Origin of the sequence: Limnohabitans sp. (assembly GCF_031539175.1) — a bacterium.
Lineage (GTDB): Bacteria > Pseudomonadota > Gammaproteobacteria > Burkholderiales > Burkholderiaceae_C > Limnohabitans.
Genome location: NZ_JAVKLQ010000084.1, coordinates 36444 through 55964 on the forward strand (window position 1 = coordinate 36444; position 19521 = coordinate 55964).

Annotated in this window: 23 protein-coding genes; 14 read left to right on the plus strand and 9 right to left on the minus strand. The window is 57.6% G+C overall.

Annotated features, from left to right (window positions below; translation table 11 throughout):
• Positions 1-2 precede the first annotated feature (2 nt).
• Positions 3-155 (minus strand): rubredoxin, encoded by a 153-nt coding sequence (locus RMS95_RS15635; protein ID WP_100132383.1) that lies wholly within the window; start codon positions 153-155, stop codon positions 3-5.
• Positions 156-220: 65 nt separating this feature from the next.
• On the opposite strand from RMS95_RS15635, the gene RMS95_RS15640 reads away from it, so the two are divergent.
• From RMS95_RS15640 to RMS95_RS15655, 4 genes are read left to right on the plus strand one after another with little or no spacing between them, the layout of a single operon-like run.
• Positions 221-1153 (plus strand): bifunctional hydroxymethylpyrimidine kinase/phosphomethylpyrimidine kinase, encoded by a 933-nt coding sequence (locus tag RMS95_RS15640; RefSeq protein WP_310647109.1) that lies wholly within the window; start codon positions 221-223, stop codon positions 1151-1153.
• The gene (gene hemL / locus RMS95_RS15645) at positions 1150-2454 is read left to right on the plus strand and encodes a glutamate-1-semialdehyde 2,1-aminomutase (RefSeq protein WP_310647136.1); all 1305 of its coding nucleotides are present in this window, start codon (positions 1150-1152) and stop codon (positions 2452-2454) included. The genes RMS95_RS15640 and hemL overlap by 4 nt, the downstream gene beginning before the upstream one ends.
• Positions 2451-2912 carry a hypothetical protein gene (locus RMS95_RS15650; protein ID WP_310647110.1) on the plus strand — a complete coding sequence of 154 codons (462 nt, stop codon included), beginning with the start codon at positions 2451-2453 and terminating at the stop codon, positions 2910-2912. The genes hemL and RMS95_RS15650 overlap by 4 nt, the downstream gene beginning before the upstream one ends.
• Positions 2913-2967: 55 nt before the next feature.
• Complete coding sequence (locus RMS95_RS15655) at positions 2968-3318, plus strand: DUF6172 family protein (protein WP_310647111.1); 351 nt, start codon at positions 2968-2970, stop codon at positions 3316-3318.
• A gap of 121 nt (positions 3319-3439) precedes the next feature.
• Here RMS95_RS15655 and RMS95_RS15660 read toward each other — a convergent pair whose 3' ends face one another.
• The 4 genes from RMS95_RS15660 to dusB all read right to left on the minus strand — a co-directional run bounded on the left by RMS95_RS15660 (position 3440) and on the right by dusB (position 7747).
• Positions 3440-4723, minus strand: a complete 1284-nt coding sequence (locus RMS95_RS15660) for a DEAD/DEAH box helicase (protein WP_310647137.1) — start codon at positions 4721-4723, stop codon at positions 3440-3442.
• A 138-nt stretch (positions 4724-4861) separates the two neighbouring features.
• On the minus strand, positions 4862-6463 hold the full coding sequence (gene purH / locus RMS95_RS15665) for a bifunctional phosphoribosylaminoimidazolecarboxamide formyltransferase/IMP cyclohydrolase (protein WP_310647112.1): 1602 nt from the start codon (positions 6461-6463) through the stop codon (positions 4862-4864).
• A 20-nt stretch (positions 6464-6483) separates the two neighbouring features.
• Positions 6484-6720: a Fis family transcriptional regulator gene (locus tag RMS95_RS15670; RefSeq protein WP_310647113.1), complete on the minus strand. Its 237-nt coding sequence runs from the start codon at positions 6718-6720 to the stop codon at positions 6484-6486.
• Complete coding sequence (dusB, locus tag RMS95_RS15675; RefSeq protein WP_310647114.1) at positions 6713-7747, minus strand: tRNA dihydrouridine synthase DusB; 1035 nt, start codon at positions 7745-7747, stop codon at positions 6713-6715. Before dusB ends, RMS95_RS15670 begins: the two co-directional genes overlap by 8 nt.
• Before the next feature lie 88 nt (positions 7748-7835).
• Here dusB and RMS95_RS15680 point away from each other — a divergent pair, with 88 nt between their 5' ends.
• Together RMS95_RS15680 and RMS95_RS15685 are read left to right on the plus strand one after the other, a co-directional pair.
• Positions 7836-8315 (plus strand): YqaA family protein, encoded by a 480-nt coding sequence (locus RMS95_RS15680; protein WP_310647138.1) that lies wholly within the window; start codon positions 7836-7838, stop codon positions 8313-8315.
• Between the two features lie 70 nt (positions 8316-8385).
• A complete protein-coding gene (locus tag RMS95_RS15685) occupies positions 8386-8667 on the plus strand; it encodes a hypothetical protein (RefSeq protein WP_310647115.1) in 282 nt (93 codons plus the stop codon).
• Positions 8668-8857: 190 nt separating this feature from the next.
• On the opposite strand, the gene RMS95_RS15690 is transcribed toward RMS95_RS15685, so the two are convergent.
• From RMS95_RS15690 to ychF, 3 genes are all read right to left on the minus strand, one after another.
• Complete coding sequence (locus tag RMS95_RS15690) at positions 8858-9172, minus strand: transcriptional regulator (protein ID WP_310647116.1); 315 nt, start codon at positions 9170-9172, stop codon at positions 8858-8860.
• Between the two features lie 553 nt (positions 9173-9725).
• Positions 9726-10880, minus strand: coding sequence for an aminotransferase class V-fold PLP-dependent enzyme (locus RMS95_RS15700; protein ID WP_310647117.1), 1155 nt, complete (start codon positions 10878-10880; stop codon positions 9726-9728).
• 34 nt (positions 10881-10914) lie between these two features.
• Positions 10915-12006, minus strand: a complete 1092-nt coding sequence (gene ychF, locus RMS95_RS15705; RefSeq protein WP_310647118.1) for a redox-regulated ATPase YchF — start codon at positions 12004-12006, stop codon at positions 10915-10917.
• Between the two features lie 189 nt (positions 12007-12195).
• On the opposite strand from ychF, the gene RMS95_RS15710 reads away from it, so the two are divergent.
• The 5 genes from RMS95_RS15710 to RMS95_RS15730 all read left to right on the plus strand — a co-directional run bounded on the left by RMS95_RS15710 (position 12196) and on the right by RMS95_RS15730 (position 16126).
• The gene (locus tag RMS95_RS15710) at positions 12196-13050 is read left to right on the plus strand and encodes a DUF6502 family protein (RefSeq protein ID WP_310647119.1); all 855 of its coding nucleotides are present in this window, start codon (positions 12196-12198) and stop codon (positions 13048-13050) included.
• A 14-nt stretch (positions 13051-13064) separates the two neighbouring features.
• A complete protein-coding gene (locus RMS95_RS15715; RefSeq protein WP_310647120.1) occupies positions 13065-14267 on the plus strand; it encodes a DUF5666 domain-containing protein in 1203 nt (400 codons plus the stop codon).
• 28 nt (positions 14268-14295) lie between these two features.
• The gene (locus RMS95_RS15720; RefSeq protein WP_310647121.1) at positions 14296-14655 is read left to right on the plus strand and encodes a PA2779 family protein; all 360 of its coding nucleotides are present in this window, start codon (positions 14296-14298) and stop codon (positions 14653-14655) included.
• A gap of 288 nt (positions 14656-14943) precedes the next feature.
• The gene (locus RMS95_RS15725; RefSeq protein WP_310647122.1) at positions 14944-15201 is read left to right on the plus strand and encodes a hypothetical protein; all 258 of its coding nucleotides are present in this window, start codon (positions 14944-14946) and stop codon (positions 15199-15201) included.
• Positions 15173-16126: a PA2778 family cysteine peptidase gene (locus RMS95_RS15730; protein WP_310647123.1), complete on the plus strand. Its 954-nt coding sequence runs from the start codon at positions 15173-15175 to the stop codon at positions 16124-16126. Before RMS95_RS15725 ends, RMS95_RS15730 begins: the two co-directional genes overlap by 29 nt.
• Here RMS95_RS15730 and RMS95_RS15735 read toward each other — a convergent pair.
• Positions 16106-17077: an MOSC N-terminal beta barrel domain-containing protein gene (locus tag RMS95_RS15735; RefSeq protein ID WP_310647124.1), complete on the minus strand. Its 972-nt coding sequence runs from the start codon at positions 17075-17077 to the stop codon at positions 16106-16108. The genes RMS95_RS15730 and RMS95_RS15735 overlap by 21 nt on opposite strands.
• A 33-nt stretch (positions 17078-17110) precedes the next feature.
• Between RMS95_RS15735 and RMS95_RS15740 the strand changes: the two genes are divergently transcribed.
• The 3 genes from RMS95_RS15740 to RMS95_RS15750 all read left to right on the plus strand — a co-directional run bounded on the left by RMS95_RS15740 (position 17111) and on the right by RMS95_RS15750 (position 19521).
• Entirely contained in the window at positions 17111-18256 is a 1146-nt protein-coding gene (locus tag RMS95_RS15740; RefSeq protein ID WP_310647125.1) for an FAD-dependent monooxygenase, read from the plus strand.
• Between the two features lie 69 nt (positions 18257-18325).
• On the plus strand, positions 18326-19054 hold the full coding sequence (locus RMS95_RS15745; protein WP_405023402.1) for a DsbC family protein: 729 nt from the start codon (positions 18326-18328) through the stop codon (positions 19052-19054).
• 14 nt (positions 19055-19068) lie between these two features.
• Entirely contained in the window at positions 19069-19521 is a 453-nt protein-coding gene (locus RMS95_RS15750) for a DUF3429 domain-containing protein (protein WP_310647126.1), read from the plus strand.

A 19521-nucleotide genomic window follows, 5' to 3' on the forward strand; every position in this document is an offset into this window, starting at 1 on the left:
CCTTAGATTTGCACCATTTCGAAATCTTCTTTGCGCGCAGCGCACTCGGGGCAGGTCCAATTCATGGGCACATCGGCCCAAGCGGTTCCAGGGGCGATGCCGTGTTCAGGGTCGCCCGCTTCTTCGTCGTAAATCCATCCACAAATCAGACACATCCAAGTATTCGCCACAGCATTTCTTTCGTCAGCACATAGAATGAAAAGCATTGTATAGACCGGCCATGGCGCAAGAAATACCCCCCTCCTCCACTGACATCACGCTCTCCGACGAAACGGTGGGCGCGCCGCCCTGCGTGCTGGTGTTCAACGCCAACGACCCCAGCGGCGCTGGCGGCCTCAGCGGCGATGCGTTGGCTTGCGCCTCGGTGGGCGCCCATGCCCTGACCGTGGTCACGGGCACCTACCTGCGCGACACCGCTGAAATTTTTGACCACGTTGCTTTTGACGACGAAGCCGTGGCCGAACAGGCCCGTAGCGTGCTGGAAGACATGAACGTACGTGTCATCAAAGTTGGCTTTTGCGGCGACCCTGAAAACCTGAGCGTCATTGCCGAGATCAGCACCGATTACGCCGATGTGCCCGTGGTGGCCTACATGCCCAATTTGTCATGGTGGCAAGACGAAAAAATCGACGCCTACTTAGACGCGTTTCGCGAACTCATCTTGCCGCAAACCACCGTGCTGATTGGCAACCACAACACCTTGTGGCGCTGGCTGTTGCCAGACTGGAGCAACGAACGCAGCCCCGGCCCACGCGACATTGCCCGAGCCGCCGCTGAAATGGGCGTGCCTTATGTGTTGGTCACTGGCATCAGTCAACCCGACCAACATCTTGAGAGCGCCTTGGCCACCGCGCACACCGTCATGCTGAGCGAACGCTTTGAACGCTTCGATGCCATCTTCTCCGGCGCTGGCGACACCTTGAGCGCCGCCTTGGTCGCGATGCTCGCTGCGGGCTCAGACCTTGAAGAAGCCACGCATGAAGCTTTGGAGTTTTTGGACCAAAGTCTCAACAGTGGCTTTCGACCCGGCATGGGCCATGTCTTGCCAGATCGCCTGTTTTGGGCGGAGATGGAAGACGACATCACCGACAGCGACGAACGTCCGCCCACCGCCGAAGACTTCTCGCTTCCCCGACACGAAACCAAACACTGAACCCCATGACCGATTTGAACCAAACCCTGTTTGACCGCGCCGCCCAAGTGATTCCAGGTGGCGTCAACTCCCCCGTGCGCGCCTTTCGCGCCGTAGGTGGCACGCCCCGCTTTGTGCAACGCGCACAAGGCGCTTACTTTTGGGATGCCAACGGCCAAAAATACATCGACTACATCGGCTCTTGGGGTCCCATGATCTTGGGCCACGGTAACCCCGTGGTGCTGGAGGCTGTGCAAAAAGCCGCCTTGGATGGCTTTTCGTTTGGTGCGCCCACCGAACGTGAAATTGAATTGGCCGAAGAAATCTTGCGCCATGTGCCCTCGATGGAAATGGTGCGCTTGGTCAGCTCGGGCACCGAAGCGGGCATGAGCGCGCTGCGCTTGGCCCGTGGCGCCACAGGCCGCAGCAAATTCATCAAATTTGAAGGTTGCTACCACGGCCATGCCGACGCCTTGCTGGTCAAAGCAGGGTCGGGCTTGGCGACCTTTGGCAACCCCACCAGCGCGGGCGTACCGCCTGAGGTGGTGCGCGACACCTTGGTTTTGGAATACAACAACATCGCCCAATTGGAAGAGGCGTTCGCCTTGCACGGCAAAGACTTGGCCTGCGTGATGATCGAACCCATCGCCGGCAACATGAACTTCGTGCGCGCCAGCGTTCCCTTCATGAAGCGCTGCCGCGAACTGTGCACCGAACATGGCGCGCTGTTTGTATTTGACGAGGTCATGACGGGTTTCCGCGTGGCCTTGGGTTCCGCGCAAAGCGTTTATGCCCAACTGATACCCGGTTTCAAACCCGACATCACGGTGCTGGGCAAAGTCATTGGTGGCGGCATGCCGTTGGCCGCGTTTGGTGGCCCGCGCGCCATCATGTCGCAACTGGCCCCCACGGGTCCGGTGTACCAAGCTGGCACTCTGAGCGGCAACCCTGTGGCCACCGCCTGCGGCTTAGCCACTTTGCGAGAAATTGCCAAGCCAGGTTTTTATGACGCTTTGGGCGCCCGCACCCAAAGCTTGGTTGACGGCTTAACGGCTGCAGCCAACAAGGCTGGCGTGCCCTTCAGCGCCGATTGCCAAGGTGGCATGTTTGGCTTCTTCTTGCTGCCTGAGTTGCCCCAAAACTACGCCAAGGTCATGACCAGCGACAGTCCAAAATTCAACCGCCTGTTCCACGGCTTGCTGGATCGTGGCGTGTACATCGCCCCCGCGTTGTACGAAGCTGGCTTCGTGAGCGCCGCGCACAGCGAAGCTGACATCGCGCAGACCGTGCAAGTGGCCGCCGAGGTGTTTGCGCAGCTATGAAACCACTGGCTCTCGCCGCCCTGGCAGTCGCCGCCGTTTTACCGAATGCGCATGCCGTTGATCTGGCGCGCACGTGGATCAACCCGGGCTTTTATTCTTACCATTTCGAACGCGATAAGAACCTCAACAACGTCAACACCGGTTTAGGCATTGAGGTGCCACTCACCGACGTGTACTCTGTCACCGCAGGCGTGTTTGAAAACAGCGACCGTGCGACCTCGCATTATTTGGGCCTGTACGTCATGCCTTTTGACATCGGCCCCTTCAAAGCGGGTGCAGTGGTCGGTGGCTTCAATGGCTATCCCAACGCCAACCACGGGGGCTGGTTTCCGGCCATCATTCCGGTGGTCGCCCTTGAGGGACGACAATTGGGGTTGAATGTGAGTTTTGTGCCCACCGTGCAAGACAAACTGCACGGCGCCGTGAGCTTTCAACTCAAATACCGCTTTAAGCCTTAATCGCATTTTTAGACTCTCTCGTCCTGACACGGCGTATTTTCCTTAGAAGGACCCCATGAAAAAAACATTCCAACTGCACGTTGAAGGCAAACACCCCGATCGTTTGCTCGAAGCCATCAAGCACGACATTCGCAAATACCTCAAGCGTGAACGCCGCCGCGATTTGCCCGAAGGCGCAGACTTTTGGGACTTTGATTGCAAATTTGGCGTCACCGAAGAAGCCGCTGAAGTCGTGCACTTGGCCACCATCATCGAGCGCATCGACGCTGTGGTGGCCGACAAAGGTACCCAGTTTTATGTCGAACTCTTGGCCAAAGGTGGCGTGCGCAAAGCGCGTCCAGCCGGTGATTTACAAGACATGCATGGCCTGCATGAAGACGACGATTTGGACGAAATCAACGATTGATCGCCTATCCGTGAGGCATAGACAGCGCCATTCGCGCATTAAATGCTCAGCAAAAACGCCACCTTGAAGGTGGCGTTTTTGTTGGGAGATTCAGACACAACAGAGGCCCCGTTGAGCGCCCTTAAATTTGCTTTTGCAAAGCGGCTGCAGCCCTGAGCTTGTCCTTCTTGCTGGGACGCTTGCCTTTGATACCGCCCGTGCCGTCATTCAGTGGCGACGCAGATGGGGGCACTTCGGTCGGCTCAAAGCCTTCCAACACGTCGACGGGCAGCTGCACTTGGGCACGTTTTTGAATCAGCTGCCAATGCGCCAGCGTGGCCGCAGTGACAAAGCTCACGGCTTCACCACTTGCGCCCGCACGACCGGTGCGGCCTATGCGGTGCGTGTAGTCGGTGGCGGAGCGTGGCAAGTCGTAATTGACAACAACCGGCAGCTGCACGATATCGATGCCACGCGCAGCGAGGTCGGTGGTGACCACCACTTCCCAACGGTCTTCTTTGAACTCGGCCAGCACGTCTTGACGCGCACCTTGGCTCATCTCGCCATGAAATGCAGTGGCAAACACGCCTGCTTTGTACAGCTTGTTGGCCACATGCTCACACGCATAGCGGGTGGCAACGAAGACCAACACGCGTTTCCACGCGTGGGTTTTGATGAGGTGGCGCAGCAAGGCGGTACGGCTTTTTTCGTCCACCTGAATGGCGCGTTGTGCAATGTCGGGGGCGTGCTCTTGCGTATGCGCGATGGTGATGCGCTCGGGGTTGTGCAACAACGCCTCGGCCAAGGTTTGCACTGCGGGCTCGAAGGTGGCGCTGAACAACAGGTTTTGTCGCTGGGCAGGTAGCAGCGCCAGCACGCGTTGCAACTCTTCGGCAAAACCAAGGTCGAGCAACCGGTCGGCTTCGTCCAGCACAAGGTGCTGCACGTGGCCCAAGTTCAAGGCGTTGTGGTCCACGATGTCGAGCAAGCGCCCAGGCGTGGCCACCACCACATCAGCGCCGCTGCGCAGGCTCATCATTTGCGGGTTGATCGACACGCCGCCAAACACCGTGCCCACTTTGATGGACTGCGTCAGGGGCCGCGCCAAGTCGCGCAACACATCGCTCACCTGTGTAGCGAGTTCGCGTGTGGGCACGAGCACCAGCACTTGGGTGACGCGCTTGGCTTTGGCATTTCCTAGAACGGCGGCTTCGTCACGCGAGGCGGCTGTGGCCATGAGCAGCTGCAACACGGGCAGCACATAGGCTGCCGTTTTGCCAGAACCAGTTTGCGCCATCGCCAACACATCGCGACCATGGAGCACGGGGCCGATGGCTTCGATCTGAACAGGTGTGGGTACGGTAAAGCCTGCTTGAGCGGCTGAACCTACCAACTCGGCGTTGAGGCCTAGCTGAGCAAAGCTCAAGCTGTCTTGTTCGTGTGCTGACTCAAGCGTTGAGGCTTGAGCCGAATTTGTAGTTAACGCAACTGCCGTTGTGTTGGCCGGTGCGGATTGCGCCGCATCAAGCGGCGCATTGGTATGGTCAATGTTCAATGGATGCGATCAATGACGGAAGTGGCGCACACCGGTGAACACCATCGCCACGCCACGCTCATTGGCGGCGTCGATGACTTCTTGGTCGCGCATGGAGCCACCAGGCTGAGCTACACAGGTCGCGCCTGCGTCCACCACCACGTCGAGGCCGTCGCGGAAGGGGAAGAAGGCGTCGCTGGCGACCACGGTGTGTTGCAGGCTCAGCTTGGCCGCTTCGGCCTTGATGCTGGCGATGCGAGCAGAATCTAAGCGGCTCATTTGGCCAGCGCCCACGCCCATGGTCATGCCGTTTTTGCAGAACACGATGGCGTTGGACTTGACGAACTTGGCCACTTTCCACGCGAACAGCAGGTCGTGCAGTTCTTCAGGCGTGGGTTGCTTGACGGTGACGATTTTCAAGTTGGCCAGTGCCAACTCGTGGTTGTCCGCACTTTGCAGCAAGAGGCCTGAGCCCACGCGCTTGGTTTCGAGCGCATTGCGCACGTCGCCGTAGTTAGCGGGCAGCGCGATTTTCATCAAGCGCACATTGACTTTGCTCTTGAACACTTCGAGCGCTTCAGCGCTGAAGTCTGGGGCCATGAGCACTTCGACGAATTGCTTGCTCACCGCTTCGGCAGCGGCTTTGTCCACGGGGCGGTTGAAGGCGATGATGCCGCCGAATGCGCTGGTGGGGTCAGTTTGGAAAGCTTTGCTGTAGGCCTCAAGGGGGTTCGCACCCACGGCCACACCGCAGGGGTTGGCGTGTTTGACGATGACACACGCTGAGCTGTCAAAGCTCTTCACACATTCCCAGGCTGCATCGGCGTCTGCGATGTTGTTGTAGCTCAGTTCTTTGCCTTGCAGCTGCACGCCGGTGGCGAGCGAGCCTGCAGCGGGCGCGAGGTCGCGGTACCACGCAGCTTGCTGGTGGCTGTTTTCGCCGTAGCGCAGGTCTTGCACTTTGATGTATTGCTCGTTGAATTGGCCGCTGAATTGGGCACGTTCGGGCACGTAGTCTTCGCTCAGCTTCTCGGCTTCAAAGTTCACGCTGGAGAGGTAGTTGCTGATCGCGCCGTCGTATTGGCTGATGCGGTTGAACGCGGCCACAGACAGGGCAAAGCGCAGTTTGTCGGACAGCTTGCATTGACCTTGAGCCTTTGATGCCTTGAGTTCGGCGATCACATCCGCGTATTGGCTGGCGTCGGTGACGATACCCACGTCTTTCCAGTTTTTGGCGGCAGAGCGCACCATGGCGGGGCCACCGATGTCGATGTTCTCGATCGCGTCGGCCAGCGTGCAGCCGGGCTTGGCCACGGTGGCTTCAAACGGATACAAATTCACGATCAATAAATCGATGGTGTCGATGTTGTGCGCCTTCAAAGCCGCCATGTGCTCGGGCGTGTCGCGGCGTGCCAGCAAGCCGCCGTGCACTTTGGGGTGCAAGGTTTTCACACGGCCATCGAGCATTTCAGGAAAGCCTGTGACCTCGGCCACTTCGGTGACGGGCAGGCCTTGTTCAGCCAAAAGCTTAGCGGTGCCGCCGGTGGAAATGAGGCCCACGCCCAAGGCGTGCAGGTCGCGTGCGAGTTCGACGATGCCGGTTTTGTCAGAGACGGAAATGAGTGCTTTCATGCTTTTCTTTGCTAAGAGGCTTATTTGAGAAGTTTGTGATCGAGAAGTTTTTTACGCAAGGTGTTGCGGTTCAGCCCCAGCCATTCGGCGGCGCGAGATTGGTTGTTGTCGGCCTGCTGCATGACGATTTCGAGCAGCGGTTTTTCCACGACGCGCACCAGCATGTCATGCATGTTGTCGGGCTCGGTCCCGTTGAGGTCGCGGAAATAGGTTTCGAGGCTGGCACGCACCACCTCTTCAATATTTTTTTTACTCATGCAAAGCCAAAGAATCGACAGATAAAACAGGGTCAGGCAAGCGTTCGTGACGCTCAGCCAAGTCATCAAAGAAAGCCGCCACAGCAAGGTGTTGTGAGGCGCTGTCTTCTAGGGTGTTCATGTGTTGGCGAAAAGCCTCGCCGTTGGGCAGACTTTGCACATACCAAGCAATGTGTTTACGGGCACTGCGCACACCGGTGAGTTCGCCGTACAGGCCGTAATGCTCATCCAAATGTGCCAGTAACAAGCGACGCACTTCGGCCACCAAGGGCTGCGCCAAGTGCTCGCCAGTCGCCAAATAGTGGGCAATTTCTCTAAAAATCCAAGGACGCCCTTGGGCTGCGCGGCCAATCATCACGGCATCAGCGCCGGTGAGTTTGAAAACCTCTTGCGCTTTTTCTGGGGAATCAATGTCGCCATTGGCCACCACAGGCACTTGCACCGCCTGTTTGACGGCGGCGATGGTGTCGTACTCGGCCAACCCTTTGTAGCCCTGCTCTCGGGTACGGCCATGCACGGTGATCATCTGCACGCCAGCGGCTTCGGCGGCAAGGGCCAAGGCCACGGCGTTTTTGTGTTGATTGCACCAGCCGGTGCGCATTTTCAACGTGACCGGCACGCCGTGTGGCTGAGCTGCATCGACCACGGCTTGCACGATAGACATGGCCAACGGCTCGTCTTGCATCAAGGCCGAGCCCGCCCATTTGTTGCACACCTTTTTGGCGGGACAACCCATGTTGATGTCGATGATTTGCGCCCCGCGCTCGATGTTGTACACCGCCGCATCGGCCATCATGGCCGCATCGGTGCCCGCGATTTGCACGGCAATCGGTCCGCTCTCGCCTGTGTGGTCAGCGCGACGCGAGGTCTTGAGCGACTTCCACAAATCCTTGCGCGAAGTGACCATCTCGCTCACCGCATAACCCGCTCCCAACTGTTTGCACAGCATGCGAAACGGCCTGTCTGTCACGCCAGCCATCGGCGCGACAAACAGGTTGTTTGCCAAGGTATAGGGACCGATTTGCATGGGGTGGGTGAGCTGAGGGCGCTTAAAAAGGAGGCACGATTGTACCTGCTCAAAATTTCAGCAAATGCACACTCACTACACTGCACGCATGGAAATTTGGATGCAATCTGTGCTGGCCGCCTTGGCCCTGCCCGAATACGGGCTAAGCACCGTGTTTGTGGTGTCGCTGGTGTCAGCCACTTTGCTGCCCTTGGGCTCAGAACCGGTGGTCTTTGGCTTGGTCAAACTCAACCCCGAACTGTTTTGGCCCGCCATCCTCGTCGCAACGGTTGGCAACACCCTTGGCGGCGCCATCAGTTGGTGGATGGGGCACGGTGCTCACCATGTGCGTGACAAACTGCGACACCAAGAAACCTCAAGCAACAACGAACGCGCCCTGCGCTGGCTGCATGCGCTCGGGCCCAAAGCCTGCCTGCTCAGCTGGGTGCCTGGCGTGGGCGACCCGCTGTGTGCGGTGGCGGGATGGCTGCGCCTGCCCTTTTGGCCCTGCGTGGCTTACATGGCGGTGGGTAAGTTTGTGCGGTACTTGGTGATGACGGGTGGGTTGCTTTGGGTGTTTCCGATTTGAAGTTACTCACAAATAGCGCCTCGCCTGTCAATCTAGACGCTGTATCAACAGCGCCGCTAGGAGGGTCATCATGAAAACTGAAATCGTTCAAGATTTAACGCAAACATTTGAAGGCCACGCGCAAAAAACCCAAAGTGGCGTTGAGTTTTGGCTCGCTCGTGACGTTCAGCACCTTTTAGGCTACGCCAAATGGGAAAACTTTCTAAAGGTTGCCATCAAAGCCAAAACAGCGTGCGAAGTCTCAGGCCATGACGTACAAAACCATTTTCCTGACGTCAGGAAAATGGTCGATCTAGGCTCTGGCAGCCAGCGTGAAATTGACGACATCATGCTCACGCGCTATGCCTGCTAGCAAAGGCATGTATTGGTTATTAGAGTTAGGCAATGCCACGCTATTGGCGCAGAGCCTGTCACTTCCAAAACCAGATCACTTTGGATTTGCTTTGTGTTCATACAAGGACTTATCGCAAGCTTCTAAATGGAAAGATATTTCCAAGCGCTACAACTATCTGTCAGAGAAAACCTGACGACATTCGGCTCGTCTAAACCGCCGCCAACCGCTCAACCGTATCTGGGTATTTCTCAACAAGGCGAATGAGCAAAGCCGCATGCGGGTTAGGTTTAGCCCGTCCCTGCTCCCAGTTCTCTAATGTTCGCGGATTGGTTCGCAAGTAACGCGCAAATACAGCGCGTGACAAATGCAAACGCTCGCGCAGCGCCACCACTTCATCCGCTGTCACCTCAGGCGCTGGCTTATCCTCCACCACATGCGTGCGCAACGTTTGTTTGCCCACACGTGCATTGTCCAAGGCGTCAAAGCCTTCGGTCAGTTCTGCAAACAGGTTTCGTTTTTTCATCGCCGTCCCACCAGTAATAGATAACACGCAAACCGCCACGTTTTCCCTTGCCTCGTCGAGCATCTGCGTGACGTAATTTGCGAAGGCCACCCGTGCCTTCGATTACATCCCCTGAATCAGGGTTCTTCATCATGGCCGTTTGCAGCCCACGAAAGCCTTCGTCGTCTAGGTAGTCGACTCGGTAGCGAGAAAACGCTGGTAACTCTACAAAAACAGCTTTCATGAATTGTACGCAGATAGCGTATAGATTTAGTTGCACTTAGCCTAATTAAATTCCTTGATAGAAATGTAAGTTAGGGGCAAAAAGCTATCTTTATCCAGCTCTAAAGAGGGCCTGCTGGCCTTGTTGCTGGAAATGGTTACCGTTCGCTCGACCCACTGGTGAGTGGCGACGAGGCCAAGCGCATGGCATGGATGTACACGCACAAGCAGGCACTGCAGAGTGCGCCTGCAAAGTTAAAAGTCGTCGCGCTTTCGGCGCGCGCACGAGTCTGGTTTTTATTTTGGCGAGGCCATCGCTGAGTCAACAGCCCCCCCTTGCTGAGAAGCGACCTTAAGCCGCCACAGCCACTTCAGCCTCAACCGCCATATGGTCCAAGGCTTGTGCCAAATGGCTGACCGTGCGATCCACGTTGTGCAGCTTTTCCAAGCCAAACAAACCAATGCGGAAGGTCATGAAATCTGCAGGTTCGTCGCACTGCAAAGGCACGCCCGCCGCCGTTTGCAAGCCCAACGCCAAAAACTTTTTGCTGTTGTGCATGCCCGTGTCGGTGGTGTAGCTCACCACCACACCCGGTGCTTTGAAGCCTTCTGCCGCCACGCTGCGGATGCCACGGCTTTCGAGCAACGCGCGCACTTGCACACCCAAATCGATTTGCTCAGCACGCACTTTCTCAAACCCGTAAGCGCGGGTTTCTTGCATCACGTCACGCAGGCGCGCCAAGGCGTCGGTAGGCATGGTGGTGTGGTACGAATGGGTGCCGTTTTCGTAGCTTTCCATGATTTGCAGCCACTTTTTCAAATCGCAAGCAAAGCTGGTGCTGGTGGTGTTTTCGATGGCCACGCGTGCACGCTCGCTCAGCATCACCATGGCGCAGCAGGGTGAACCACTCCAGCCTTTTTGAGGCGCGCTGATCAACACATCGACGCCGGTTTTTTCCATGTTGACCCACATGGCGCCCGAGGCAATGCAATCGAGCACGAACAGGCCACCCACTTGGTGTACGGCGTCAGAGACTTGGCGCAAATAGTCGTCGGGCAAGATCAAGCCAGCGGCTGTTTCAACGTGCGGGGCAAACACCACAGCAGGCTTCTCCGCCAAGATGGCAGCCACCACCTCATCCACAGGACAAGGCGCCCAAGCGGCTTGCGAGCCGTCTTCAATGCGACGTGCTTTCATCACCACCGATTCGGAGGGGATGTGACCCATGTCAAAAATCTGCGTCCAACGGTAGCTGAACCAGCCATTGCGAATGACCAAAACTTTTTGGCCTGTGGCGAACTGACGCGCCACCGACTCCATGCCGAAGGTGCCGCTGCCAGGCACCAACACCGCCGACTTGGCCGCATAAACCTCTTTCAAGATGCTCGAAATGTCCTTCATCACGCCTTGAAAACGTGTGGACATGTGGTTCAGCGCGCGGTCGGTGTAGACCACGGAAAACTCCAGCAATCCGTCTGGGTCGATGTTGTTCAAAAGTCCTGACATGTCTGTCTCCGCAATTTTTAAGTAGGCGGAGATATTAGCTGCTGAACAAGAAGTTCATCACGTCGCCGTCTTTAACCACATATTCCTTGCCTTCGGCGCGCATTTTGCCCGCGTCTTTGGCACCTTGTTCGCCTTTGAAGGCGATGAAGTCGTCAAACGCGATGGTCTGGGCGCGGATGTAGCCCTTTTCAAAGTCGGTGTGAATCACGCCTGCGGCTTGGGGGCCGGTGTCGCCCACGTGAATGGTCCAAGCGCGCACTTCTTTCACACCCGCGGTGAAGTAAGTTTGCAAGCCCAACAGGGAGTAAGCAGCACGAATGAGGCGGTTCAGACCCGGCTCGTCTTGGCCCAGCTCTTTCAAGAACTCCAAGCGGTCAGCGTCTTCCATCTCAGACAACTCGGCTTCAATCTTGGCGCAAATGGCCACCACGGGCGCGTTTTGCGCTTGGGCAAAGGCCTTGAGACGGTCTAGGAAGGGGTTGTTCTCGAAGCCGTCTTCTGACACGTTGGCCACAAACATGGCGGGCTTGGCGGTGATGAAGAAGAACTGCTTGAGTTCGGCGCGCTCTTCTTTGCTGAAGTCGATGGTGCGCACGGGCTTGGTGTCGTTCAGCGCGGCTTGGCACTTCTCAAGAATAGCCATTTGCTTGACGGCTTCTTTGTCACCCGAGCGGGCAATTTTGCTCACACGATGGATCGCTTTTTCAACGGCGGCCAAGTCGGCCAAGCACAGTTCGGTCTGAATCACTTCGATGTCGGCAATCGGGTCCACCTTGTTGGCCACGTGAATCACGTTGTCGTCTTCAAAGCAGCGCACCACGTTGACGATGGCGTCGGTTTCGCGGATGTGAGCCAAGAACTTGTTGCCCAAGCCTTCGCCTGTGCTGGCGCCGGCGACCAGCCCGGCAATGTCTACAAACTCCACGATCGCAGGCACGATGCGCTCTGGCGTGATGATCTCGGCCAACTGCTGCAGACGTGGGTCAGGCACTTCGACCACGCCCGTGTTGGGCTCGATCGTGCAAAAGGGGTAATTTTCTGCAGCAATGCCCGCTTTGGTCAGGGCGTTGAACAGGGTGGATTTGCCAACGTTGGGCAAACCCACGATGCCGCATTTCAAACTCATAAAAATATCCTTAGAAATTGCGCTCGATTGTACTAATGCGTCAATCTGCCTTCGCTTGCGCTCTCAATGCGGGCCCATGCCAACACAAGCCCCTCCCCCTCCCCCTCTCAATCCCCTAAAGAAGCAAGGGGATTTAATAAATGTGCACTTTGCACATTTATACTCAGCACAACTTACCGAGTGGCTGACATGAACAAGACATCCCCCGCCCCCTTACACAACGAACAGCAGGCTTTATTGGCTGCGATGGGCCATCTGTTGAAACCCTTTGCACAACTCTGCTTGGCCAAAGGCGTGCCCATTCAAGCCATTGAAGAACTGGTTCGTCATGCGTATGTAGACGCCGCCAAGCACGCCTGCGAGGGAGGCAACCCTGATCGTTTGACCAGCCGCATCAGCACCATGACCGGATTAACCCGGCGCGAAGTGGCCCGCATTCAGCAAACCGACACCCCTGAGTTGCCCGCCACGCGCTCTGCCGCGAACGACTTGCTGACTTACTGGACCACACACGCCGACTATTTAGACAAAGCCCGCAAGCCCATCGCTGTGCCTCGGCAAGGCCCAGCCCCCAGCTTCGAGGCGTTGGCTGCCAATGTGACCAAAGATGTGCATGCACGCTCGCTACTGGCCGAGATGATCCGGCTCAATTTGGTGACGCACCGTGCCTCCATAGACACGGTGGAGTTGCTGGAAGACGTTTTTGTGCCCAACGACAACTGGCCACAAATGATTGGCTTCCTAGGCGCCAACGTAGGCGATCACTTGGAAGCCGCGGTGACCAACGTGCTCGGTGATGGCCACCAGCACTTTGAACAAGCTCTCTTGGCCGATGAGTTATCGACAGAGTCCATTGCACAAGCCAAGACGCTCATCAGCGCGCAATGGCGCAGCCTGATCACCACGCTCGGTCCGCAGTTGCAAGCCCTGATGGACGACGACAAGGCCGCCAACCGCGTGCAAGACCAAGCCGTACGCATTGGCCTGTATTCCTTCGCCAAGGCGATGCCATCGCCTGACATTTCTTCAGACTTTTCACAATGAACGGAGCGTTCCAAATGCGATCAATTCAAAACGACCCCACCTTCACACGCCGAACCATTCTTTTGGGCATGGTCGGCACGGCAGCCGTGCAACTGACAGGCTGCGGCGGCGGCTCTGACGTGGCTGGCTTGTCCAGTGGGGGCACGGGCTCTTTTACCAGCGGCACGATTTCAGGGCTGGGCTCGATCATCGTCAACGGCATTCGTTACAACGACGACACGGCCACCTTGCTGTCACGCGACGATGACACCTCATTTGGCGACACCCTGAAAGTGGGCATGGTGGTGTCCATCCAAGGTTCGCCCGTCACGGCGGCAACGACAACCAATGGCACGGCAACGGCCACGGCTTACCGCATCAGCTGCGGCAGCGAGTGGCAGGGGCCCGTCTCCAACATCAGCACCACCAGCTTTGACATGCTGGGCTTGACGGTGGATGTGTTGGCGAGCACCGTGTTTGAAGGCGCGGCCACCCAACTGACAGACCTGACCACCGCACACTTCGTGGAGGTACATGGCTACGTCGACCAAACCACGGGCCACCTGCAAGCCACCCGCGTTGAAGTGTCCACAACTCAGCCAACGCATTACAAACTCAGCGGTGTGATGAACAGCTTCAGTACCGTCAATCACACGTTCAAACTGGGCACCACCAATCAGTCTTCGAGCGTGATCAGTTGGGACAACAACACAGTCGCCCCCAACCCTTGGAACGAAGGTGTGTTTGTTCGCGTCAAGATGACGCCGTTGTTGCTTGCCACGCAAATTCGCTTGCTCAGGTCGCCACTGGCGCAACTCAATGCCGAAGATGAGCATGAGGCCGAAATTCACGGCTTCATCTCAGCCTTTGCTTCCAACGCCAGCTTCACCGTGAATGGCATCCCCGTGGATGCCAGCACAGCACGTATCGCAGGCGGCACCTTGGCGCTCGGCGTGCGGGTCGAAATTCACGGCAGCGTCAGCAACGGCACATTGATCGCCACCAAAGTAGAGACCCCCAACAACACAGACGTGGCATCGCACGAATTCGAATTCCACGGAACCGTCAGTGCTTTGGACGCTACCGCACATACGTTTGTGCTGCGTGGGCTCACATTCACATGTGACAGCAACACCAGCATGCAAGGCGTCAGCTTGGCAAACGGCGTGCGCATCCAGATCAAAGCCACACGTACCGCTGGCGTTTGGAAGGCGACAGAAATCAGCACAGACGATTAATTTTCATCCACGATAAAAGGCAAACACCATGACAAGAAAAACCAAACTCTCTGACATCATCGTTGTCACCGTCACCACGGCGATGCTGGGGCTTTCACCCTTGGCACGCGCAGAGATCGTGCAAACGCAAGAGCTGGCGACCGTCAACCAAGCAGAACTAGACCGCGCCAAAGTGCAAAGTTTTGTCGAACGCGCCACCGTCAAAGAAAAGTTAGAAGCCATGGGCGTGGGCGGCTTGCTGGCCAAAGACCGTGTGGCCGCCTTGAGCGAGCAAGAGGTTCACGCCTTGGCCGAGCGCATTGATGCCATGCCTGCAGGCGGAAGCCTGAGCCAGATGGACATGGTGATTATTTTGTTGGTCGCCATTTTGGTGGCTATTGCCATTTAAATGCCAAAGTCGATGCACACGCACACCAGCAAGCACGCGTGGGCCATGGCCTTCTTGTGCGCGGCGCTCATTGCGCCAGCCGCTTGGGCCGATCGCCCCGATGGCGTCGGACCGAACCAACACCGACGTCAACAAGAGCCCTCCGCGCCCGAATCTTTCTCGGAAAAAATGAGGGAACCTCGGGAGGCAAGGGCATCTCATGAGAGAAGGGAACCTAGAGAAGCACGTCTAGGTTCGTACTTTGAGCCTAGACACCACCAAGCGGTACGCGAGGTTTACGGTGCAGACATGCGTCAAGGCCGATGCCCGCCAGGTTTGGCAAAAAAGGGCAACGGCTGCCTGCCGCCTGGCCAAGCCAAACGATGGGCCATGGGTCAGCCCTTGCCTGTTGACATAGCGCTCTACCCCATTCCCCGTGAATTGAGGACCCGTTTAGGAACGCCACCTGCAGGCTACAAGTTTGTGCGTGTCGCCAGTGACATTTTGCTGATTGCTGTTGGCACCAGCATGGTGGTCGATGCGATTGAGGATTTGGGTGGGCTCTGAACGCCAACTTTTGCTCGGGCTGTGGGTAGCGCTCGTGTTGGGTGTGTCAGGCTGTGCCTCTGTGCCCAGCGCAAACAGTTTCGACACCAGCAGCCACCTACCGGCTGAGGTTGAGCTCACCCAGATTGCGTTTTATCCACAAACGCAAGACCAGTGTGGCCCTGCCGCTTTGGCCACGGTGCTTGCCCATGCAGGAGTAGCGCGCTCGCTGGCACAGCTGGCCGACGATGTTTACGTGCCGCAACGGCAAGGCAGCTTGCCGCTAGAAATGCTGGGTGGTGCGCGTCGTGCCGGTGTTGTGCCTTACGTCTTGAAAGACCAGCCTCAGGCGCTGTGGCAAGAAGTGGCTGCCGGACACCCTGTCGTTGTTTTGCAAAATTTGCGCTGGGACTGGCTACCGCTGTGGCACTACGCCGTGTTGGTGGGCTACGACCAAGTGACGGGCACGGTCACTTTACGGTCTGGCGATGAAAAACGTTTGACCATGTCGGTGACCGAGTTCACGCAAAGTTGGGCGAAAGCCAAACACTGGGCATTTGTGGCGTTGCCACCCGATCAGCTGCCAGCAACGGCCACTGCTGCTGAGTACGTGCAAGCGGCGATCACGCTTGAGCGCGTGGCCCCGACCCAAGCGATGCAGGCCTACCAAACGGCGCTCCAAGCTTGGCCTGACAACTTGGAAGCACGCATCGCGCTGGGCAATGGCTATTACCAACAGCGCGATCTACTCGCCGCACAAACTCAGTACGCGCTTGCGACGGTGCACCATCCCAACGCAGCCGATGCATGGAACAACTTGGCGCAAGTGCTCTACGAAACCCAGCAAACCGAGGCCGCCAATGCCGCCATCGCCCAAGCACTGGCGTTGGGCGGACCACGCCTTGATCGGTACAAGTTAACCGCGTCAGAACACCCAGTCCGCTGACACGTGCTGACCCACGCGCAGCGCTTGCCCCACGCCTTGAACCGTGATGGCGTTCATGCCGAATGTGATGCCCCCTTGCACGCGGGTATCTTGGCGATATTGCTGCAAGGTGTCGCTCACCACAGGCGCCGTCAAAGCCGTGTCCGGATCGATATTGGGAATCGGACAACGTGGGCAAGGTTTGACGGGCTGAAGTTGCACGGGCACACCTTCCTCGGTGGCCATCGTCATCAGGCCCACACGGTCTTCGTCGTGCGGCAGCAGGGCATGTTCAGCCGTATCACCCAGGACCACATTCGGACGAAAGCGGCGCATGTTCACCGCCGCCACGCCTTGCTGCGCCAAGCGGCCATTGAGTTCAGCCAACGAAGCGGTACTCGCCACCAAAATTGGAAAGCCATCGCTAAATTGGTTCAACGCCTCCACGCCTTGTGTCCATGTCAAGCTGGCCACGCGTTTGTGGCGCGCATCAAACTGCACCAAACGCAATGGCCTCCGAGCCATAGCCGAATTCGAACCCAAAAACTCGGTCAACCATTGCCCACACGCGGGCCCCATGTCAAAAGCCGACACGGTGTCTTGCCACACCCGAACCGTCACGGGCATGCTCGTCATGTTTGGAACCAGTGGCAAATTGGCCATGCCCGGCGCTTGCAGCTGCCAAGCGGGCATGGCATCGTCACCTGTGGGCACTTGGATGGGTTGAATCAAGGCCATGCGCGGGAAATCACGCTGGGTCACCATGTCGCCCTGTGCGTCCACCACCATCCAAGTGCGGTCCGAGGCCAAGCCAAACGGCGTCAAAACAGCCTGTGACACCGACACCCCCGCACACGACTTGATGGGGTAGATCCACAGCTCGGTCAAACGTGCCTGAAACTGGGAGGACAGCGCCAGCGCGGGCTCTGAAGAAGGGACAGGGGCGGATGGGGTTGCTGCAGAGAGGGTCATGCCTGATTGTGCCGCCCTCCTACAATCTTGCCCATGGCTCAAAATTTTGACGTGTGTATTCGGGGTGATGGCATGGTGGGGCGCACCTTGGCGCTGCTGCTGGCACGCCAGCGCTTGCGCGTGGCCTTGGTGCAGCACCGTGAATCTGGCGATCACGACAAACCTCAAGATGTGAGGGCTTACTCCCTCAACAGCGCATCGCGCGACTTGCTCTCTGAGCTGCGCTGTTGGCCCAAGCCACAACACGCCACGCCCGTGCAACACATGCGCGTGTGGGGCGATGACGGCGGCTTCACGCATTTTGAAAGCCCCACGCCCGATGGCCTCACATGGATTGTCGACGTCCCCGTGCTCGAAAACCAACTGGCCGAGGCTGTGCGTTACCAAGCCGAAATTACCTGCCTCACAGAAGCCGAAAGCCAAGCGACAAAAGCCGACTTGACTGTGATTTGCGAAGGCCGCCACAGCGCCACGCGCGCAGCATTGGGGGTGGACTTTGAGGTGATGCCTTACCAACAACACGCCGTGGCGGCACGCGTGCGTTGCAGCACACCACACCGCCAGCAGGCTTTACAGTGGTTCTCTCAAGGGCCCGAGGGGCTCGAAATATTGGCGTTGCTGCCCATGGGCGGTGCGCAAAGCGACACCGCCAGCTTGGTGTGGTCGTTGCCGCCCACGCGGGCACAAACCGTGTTGGCGCTCGACGCCCATGCGTTTGCTCACGCCTTGGAAGACGCCAGCCAAGGCGTGCTGGGCCAACTCACCCTCACCAGCGAACGGGCCATGTGGCCCTTGCAACTGGCGCGTGCCCAACACTGGACAGGACAATTTGCCGACGGCAGCGCATGGGCATTGGCCGGCGATGCGGCACACAACATCCACCCATTGGCGGGTTTAGGGCTGAACCTTGGATTGGCTGACGTGGCCGAACTGGCGCAAGTTTTAAAAACCCGCGACGGCAAAGACTATTGGCGCAACGCGGGTGACCGCTACTTTTTACGCCGCTACGAACGCGCTCGCAAAGCTGGCCTGCTGACAACATGGGCGGCTTGCGATGGGTTGCAACGTCTGTTCGCACACCCCAATGCTGGCGTGCAAGCCCTGCGCAACTGGGGCATGAACAGCTTCAACAGTTTGCCCCCCGTCAAGGCATGGGCCATGCAACAGGCGATGGGTTGAAGCTTGTCAAAGCCATCCAGCCACACGCGTCTTTCTGACTTAACTCCCCTTTTCACGAAACCAAACACCATGTCTTCTTCAATTCGCCAATGGCTCACCACTGCCCTACTGGCCCTCAGCATGACGGGTACCGTTTGGGCACAAGGCCAAGAAGCCACCATTCGCAAAAACATCAGCGAACGCATCCCGCAAATCCCAAAAATCGAAGAAGTCACGCGTTCACCGATGCCAGGTTTGTATGAAATTCGTCTGAGCACCAACGAGATTTACTACACCGATGCCGAAGGCAACTTCCTCATCCAAGGCAGCTTGATCGACACCAAAAATCGCCGCAATTTGACCGAAGAGCGCGAAGCCAAATTAGGCGCCGTCGATTTCAACACGCTGCCCATCAAAGACGCCATCACCATGGTGCGTGGCAACGGCAAACGCAAGCTCGCCATCTTTGAAGACCCCAACTGCGGCTACTGCAAACGCTTTGAACGCGACTTGGCGAAAGTCGACAACGTCACGATTTACCTCTTTCTCTACCCTGTGTTGGGTCCTAACTCGGTCGAGAAGTCCAAAGCTGTTTGGTGCGCCAAAGACCCAGCCACCGCTTGGAGCGACATGATGACGCGCGACCAAGCGCCCGCTGCGGCCACCTGCAACACCGCCGCCATTGATCGCAACACCGAGTTTGGGCGCAAACACAAAATCACCGGCACGCCCACGCTGATCGCGCAAGACGGCACCCGCGTGCCAGGCGCCATCAGCACGCCTCAAATTGAAAAACTCTTGGCGGACGCCAGTAAATAAAAGAGACACGCAACATGGTCCACTCCCCCATCACCCCCGACTCCAACGCTGGCATCTTGATCCAACGCTTGGGTTACGCTGGCTTGATTCCCTTTGTGACGTTGGCCTTGCTGCTGCACATCGTCACGCCCGAAGCGCACCCGTTTGTGGCCATTGCGCTCAGCGCTTATGCGGCCACCATCGCTGCATTTTTAGGCGGCATCCATTGGGGCATTGGCCTGCGTCACAACGCCCCGCAACGTAAGTTGCACATGATGTGGGGCGTCACGCCCTCGCTGGTGGCTTGGGTGGCGGTCATCATGCCGGCATTTGCGGGCCTGCCTGTGCTGGCTTTGCTGCTGATCGGTTGCTATTTGGTGGACCGCAAAACGTGGCCCGAAGCCGGTCTGCGTGAATGGATGACGTTGCGCTTTCGTTTGACCGTGGTGTCGGTGTTGTCTTGCCTGATTGGCGCAGCGGCGACCTGA